Origin of the sequence: Vibrio sagamiensis NBRC 104589 (assembly GCF_007990935.1) — a bacterium.
In the GTDB taxonomy this organism is placed as follows: domain Bacteria; phylum Pseudomonadota; class Gammaproteobacteria; order Enterobacterales; family Vibrionaceae; genus Vibrio; species Vibrio sagamiensis.
Genome location: NZ_BJXJ01000082.1, coordinates 1 through 5,274 on the forward strand (window position 1 = coordinate 1; position 5,274 = coordinate 5,274).

Annotated in this window: 5 protein-coding genes and 1 pseudogene; 3 read left to right on the forward strand and 3 right to left on the reverse strand. The window is 35.7% G+C overall.

What is annotated here, in order from left to right; translation table 11 throughout:
* The first annotated feature begins 283 nt into the window (after window positions 1–283).
* The 3 genes and pseudogenes from VSA01S_RS19185 to VSA01S_RS19195 all read left to right on the forward strand — a co-directional run.
* Entirely contained in the window at window positions 284–727 is a 444-nt protein-coding gene (locus VSA01S_RS19185; RefSeq protein ID WP_039978674.1) for a CesT family type III secretion system chaperone, read from the forward strand.
* 24 nt (window positions 728–751) lie between these two features.
* The gene (locus VSA01S_RS19190) at window positions 752–1,582 is read left to right on the forward strand and encodes a RhoGAP domain-containing protein (protein WP_039978675.1); all 831 of its coding nucleotides are present in this window, start codon (window positions 752–754) and stop codon (window positions 1,580–1,582) included.
* A 43-nt stretch (window positions 1,583–1,625) separates the two neighbouring features.
* A pseudogene (locus tag VSA01S_RS19195) lies at window positions 1,626–2,015 on the forward strand (DDE-type integrase/transposase/recombinase); the annotation flags it as partial.
* Window positions 2,016–2,078: 63 nt separating this feature from the next.
* Here VSA01S_RS19195 and VSA01S_RS19200 read toward each other — a convergent pair.
* The 3 genes from VSA01S_RS19200 to VSA01S_RS19210 are packed head-to-tail and all read right to left on the reverse strand — an operon-like array spanning window position 2,079 to window position 4,902.
* Complete coding sequence (locus tag VSA01S_RS19200; RefSeq protein ID WP_083932188.1) at window positions 2,079–2,696, reverse strand: LysE family translocator; 618 nt, start codon at window positions 2,694–2,696, stop codon at window positions 2,079–2,081.
* Window positions 2,693–3,997, reverse strand: a complete 1,305-nt coding sequence (locus tag VSA01S_RS19205; protein WP_039978680.1) for a Na+/H+ antiporter NhaC family protein — start codon at window positions 3,995–3,997, stop codon at window positions 2,693–2,695. Before VSA01S_RS19205 ends, VSA01S_RS19200 begins: the two co-directional genes overlap by 4 nt.
* Window positions 3,997–4,902: a TauD/TfdA family dioxygenase gene (locus tag VSA01S_RS19210; protein WP_039978682.1), complete on the reverse strand. Its 906-nt coding sequence runs from the start codon at window positions 4,900–4,902 to the stop codon at window positions 3,997–3,999. Before VSA01S_RS19210 ends, VSA01S_RS19205 begins: the two co-directional genes overlap by 1 nt.
* Window positions 4,903–5,274: the final 372 nt, after the last annotated feature.

The following is a 5,274-nucleotide window of genomic DNA, read 5'->3' on the forward strand; positions in this document are numbered from 1 at the left end:
GAATTCTTCAATATCTTGGGAATTTACGCATGAAATGAGGTAATCAGATAGGCACCTCAGAAACATCTTCAATTTTTGCAACAAGACTGTCTGTTACATCTCCAGCTATATTTGCGACATAACCCTTTCTCTTCCAGAAACCAACATAGCTCCATGAGCAGTACAGCTTTACATTTCGCCTTTTATATAAAAATTAAAAATCTAAATGTGATAAACCAGCCAATAAAATCTACCTACAATACCACCATCAATTATGTATTTAGAATAAATTTGGTTTTAAAAAATGGGTAACTTAACAAACTGTTTTCAATTATTATTAAAAAAAGTCGGTCTTAATGCCAACGCTAAAGATTTAAACAAAGAGATTATCTCTCTAGAGATCGGAAACTTTACATACCATTTTAAAGAGTTCCCAAAAGATCACTTAATTATTTACTCTTTGCTGGATAATGAATCAAAAGTCAGTTCTGACACACAACTAAATGCTCTAAACGAAAACCACTTCTCTGAGCAATTAGTTCAACCCATTTTTTCATATGATCAAAAAAATGAGAAGTTTATTCTTTGGAATAGACAATCAATACAATTAATAACAGAGCAAACTATTTTGGATCAACTGGAAGCTATGGTCTCTTCTACCGAAGCGATTCAAGCGAAGCTCAATAAAAATGAAACTGACGAACAACTTTCGGTACCACCGAGAGGGCTTCATACAATTAGCGGTTAAAAAATAGAAATAGAGGATAAAAATATGATCATGAGTTTATCAGTAAACAAGCCTGTAATTTCACCTCAGGTGAACGATCAAGTTAAGACACAGGTTGCAGAAGCAAATAGCGGTAAGGTGACACAAGAAAACGAGCTAAAGTTGGCTGGAGAAACACGCTCAGTGAGGCTGGCTGAAACACCACTAAAGGCCGAAGACGTAGGTAAAGGTAGAATGCCTTCACAGACTTATTTTACCAATGTCCTTGCTAGAATCAATGATGCGTTAAGCAGTCTCTTTAGCATTCTGAATTCTGTAAAAGAAAAGGTGTTACCCCAAGATAATACCAAGACTGTCGATTCTGTAAAAGAAACGATGTTACCCCAAGATAAAGCCAAGGCTGCCATGGCACAAAATGAGGCAATCCTTGCCTTTGTTAGCGGGAATGAGGACATTCTAAAAGAAGTGGGTTTTCTTCGTTTATCTGGAGGCTTTGGGGAAATCAATGAACTGAAGAAATCTGCAAGAACGGAAGGTTTCGAAGGTACTGGACCTCACGCCCTTGGAAGTACTTTTAAACAGAATATCAGAGATAACTTGTCAGAAGAAGATGCCGAAAGTATTAGCAAGATGGTTGATGCCATGGTAGCGAGCCGGGGACGTGATAAGCTGGATTTGCCAGCATTAGACAAAATGCCTAAAATCGCTCAAGATGCTATTATGCTTGGAAAACAAGTCGCAGCTTACAGTGATGTGAATAAAATGGATGCGAATAACTTGGGAATTGTTTTAGGGCCTAACTTCAGTGATGACCCTGCAAATCTAAGCAGAACTCCTCAGTATAATGATTTCTTCGCAAAAATGATCGCTTCTTAGTCGAATTTTTGATGTGCGGGAAGCCTTTGCCTTCCCGCTTATTTATCAATTTCTGAAACGCTGCTTACGTCGCTATAAAACCTCCTTTCATCCCAACGCATTGAATACTGAAAAACATTCGTCTTATGGGAACGTCATTGATCGTCTCAAGCGTGAAGGCCGCTTACGGCAAGATGTAGAACATCGGCAAGTAAAGCATCTCAACAATGGGATTGAATCTGACCACGCTCCAATCAAAAAGCTTATCGAAGCTACCAGCGGTTTCAAGGTCCGAAAGCGGGCTTGGTCAACCATTCAAGGTTTTGAGGGGATAAGGATGTGGAATAAAGGCCGGCTTGATTTTTGGTCACGTCGTGATGAGCCGAAGCTGAGGGCGCAGAAGAGACCCGCCTTCCTTAATGAATTCTTCAATATCTTCGGAATCTACGCATGAAAAGAGGTGCTCAGATAGGCACCTCACACTACAAAACGGCTTTAACTAAGATTGGTTAAGTGTTTACAGAATATTTAAATTTTGCAGCACAATACTTGTGCTGAGCAATATCAAAGCAATCCCAGATGCTCTTTCGATCCAGTGTGAAGCTGCATAAAGTTTTTGCCTTAGAGCCTTCGATGAAAAGAACAACGCAACACATCCAAACCAAAGTAACTGAACGGATGATAAAATAGCCCCATAATAAATATATTGCTCAACCTTTAAGTCATGCTCAATATATTGACTCAATAGAGCTAAAATAAAGATCACAATTTTGGGGTTTAAGACATCGGTCATCAAACCTGTCAGAAATGATTTCCATGGAGTTATCCCTTCTTGACCGAAGCTTACATCAGTATTTACATCAACTTTCTTCGCTCTTAAACAGTTTATACCCAAATATAGAAGGTACGAAGCCCCAATATATCCAATAACCAATAGAAAAGTAGAAGAATGCTCAGTAAACCACCGTAACCCGGGAAGCAAATATGAAGCATGAAAAGCCATTCCCAAGGAAAGGCCCAACGCGGTCATCATTCCACATAACCTAGAACCAAAAAGACTATTACGTATAGTAATTACGAAGCTCGCTCCCGGTACCATCGAGCCAAGCAGAGCGATAAAAAATAAAGATATCATAGTAGTGAAATTGAAATTAACCCGAATAAAAGTAAAGGAACATTAAAATGAAAAAATGTCGGTATAACAGTGTCCTTTATATGATCATGTTGGCCATCTTGATTTAGTGCTGCTGATGTAGTTAATGTAACTTCAGAAATTGGAGAACCAGTATCTCCCAAAACCCCTGAGACAATAACAAGGCATGCGATAGCTTCAACACTTAAACCTACGCTTAGGCCAATAGGAACATATATAGATGTAAGTAAAGGGATAGTTGCAAATGATGATCCTATTCCTAATGTAACTAGTAATCCAACAAGTAGCATTGAGCCACTAGCGATTAAAGCATTACCTGAAAAAGCTTCACTTGCTTGTTCAACAAGCACTGATATACCGCCTGTGTCATGCATTACCTGAGCAAATCCTGATGCTGCCATCATAGTAATACCAATACTAGCCATTAGCTTAGTCCCCTCAGAAAACAGAGAATTGCTTTTTTTCCAGCTCGTCATGCTCAGTATAAAAGCACCAGTTAGGGCACCGAGAGCCATAGAGTTTGATTTTAACTGAACGATAACAAAACTCGTTAATGCTAAAGATGTTAATAATATTTCTTTTTTTGATAACGTTTGTTTGGAATTGTTTTTATGGCACTGAATATCAATTGTTTGGTATTGCCTTGGCTTTCTGTATGATACAAATATAGATAATATCAAACCAAGTATCATGCCAATAACTGGGATGACCATTACTTTGGACATATTTATAGTATCAGCTTCTGTAAGACCTTGATCAATGAGTTCCGGCCTAATCAACTCATTTAAGAACATTTGTCCAAAACCAAATGGTAAAAACATATATGGTGTAACAAGCCCAAAACTTAGAACACACGCAATGATTCTTCTATCAAGGTTTATCTTATGAAAAATAGATAGTAATGGTGGTATCAAAATTGGTATGAAAGCGACATGAATTGGAATAAGATTTTGAGAAAAAATTGCAGCAACAAGTATCAGCGTTATAACCGATACTTTGACCTTTTTAACTGAATTATTTTCGATATCAGAGAAATAAGATATCACAAATTCAGGTAAACCTGATAAAGAAATTAAGTAAGCAAATCCCCCGACGATAGCATAATTTAATGCTAACGAGGCATTATTACCTAAACCTAAAGTAAAGCTAGTCCATATATCAGATGGATTTTGTCCAGAGATAATACCACCTAAAAAAGAACTTATAACTATCGAAGCAACTATATTAAGCCTCATAATTGTCAGAACGACTAATACCGTCACTGATAAAACTACTGCACTCATTATATTGATACACTATGGTAGGGTTGGTCATCAGATACTGTTACTATATCTCTAAGTTCGTCTACACCAAATAACCTAATGAGAAATCTATCAAATCCATCATATTTAGGGTTGAACTTCTTCCTACCGTGAACTACTTTCTGATTTCTAAATATGATCAAATCCCCAGAGTCCAAGTTAATGTCTTGTGAGTTTTCTGTTAGAATTTGATTTAGCTTATCAAAAGCTTTTTTAGCATCTTTATCATTCGGGGTAGTAAAAGCATAATCAAATCTGGAGTAAAAACCTTCTTCGCTTTTGACTAATACAGGAGCTTCTACTTTACCTGAAACCTTAAAAGAATCAGGATAATCTATCGTATATCTTTTATCCAATAGAATATTAAGCTCATTTTCAGTCAAACTTTTTATTGCCTGGTTTATATCAGAAATTATTGTTGGAACCTTTTCGTTATTTCTTATGCACAACAGTGAAAGATAATCAGGAGCTTTGCTCTTTCCTTCCTCGCTAGCTTCAGGTGTTAACGACAAATGGTTATTATCTACATGAAAGCCTAATTCTTCTTTCCCACCAAAAGAGCTTTTTGTTTTTTCAAAAGACTTTACAGGTGTAACTTTCCGGAAAAGATAACCATTATTTTCTCCTTCATAGGTTATTGGGTTAATTTCTAAACATTTAAAAACTGAAGATATGAAGCACAACCTTAAATCCATATCAAGGCTATTATTCTCTATATTTTCCTCATCACATTTTAAGTGTAACCCTGTATTTTTAAAAATGATGTATGGTATTTTACCCTCCTTAAAGTCGACAATTAAATCCATTTTCTTTGACATAAAGAATGGGTTAAATACTTTTTGGTACTTATCATTAATTTCATTAAGATTAAGATCGCAATAATACAAAATGGCATTCCTATAAAAATAGCATTGGATATTTTTTGAATTAAAATCAAGGCCTGAAAATTTCGAGCATGATATACAAGCAATTTGTATCTGTAAATAGATTATTGAGCATATATATATTTAAACGCTTAAAAGATAATATTTATTTTTCTTTTAACTTTATCTATATAAGTAACACTTAGCTAACAACTCCTAACTTTAAAGCGTTATTATTACAGTCAATAACTTCAGTTTTATTATCTATCAAACGATAATTTTAATAAAAACTTAAAATAATATTCAGTTCACCTAAATTAATAGTAATAATAACCAGAATTAAAAGGGATATTTACAGGCTTGTTGCAAAAGCCTCACAGCCCGCCAGACTTTAAC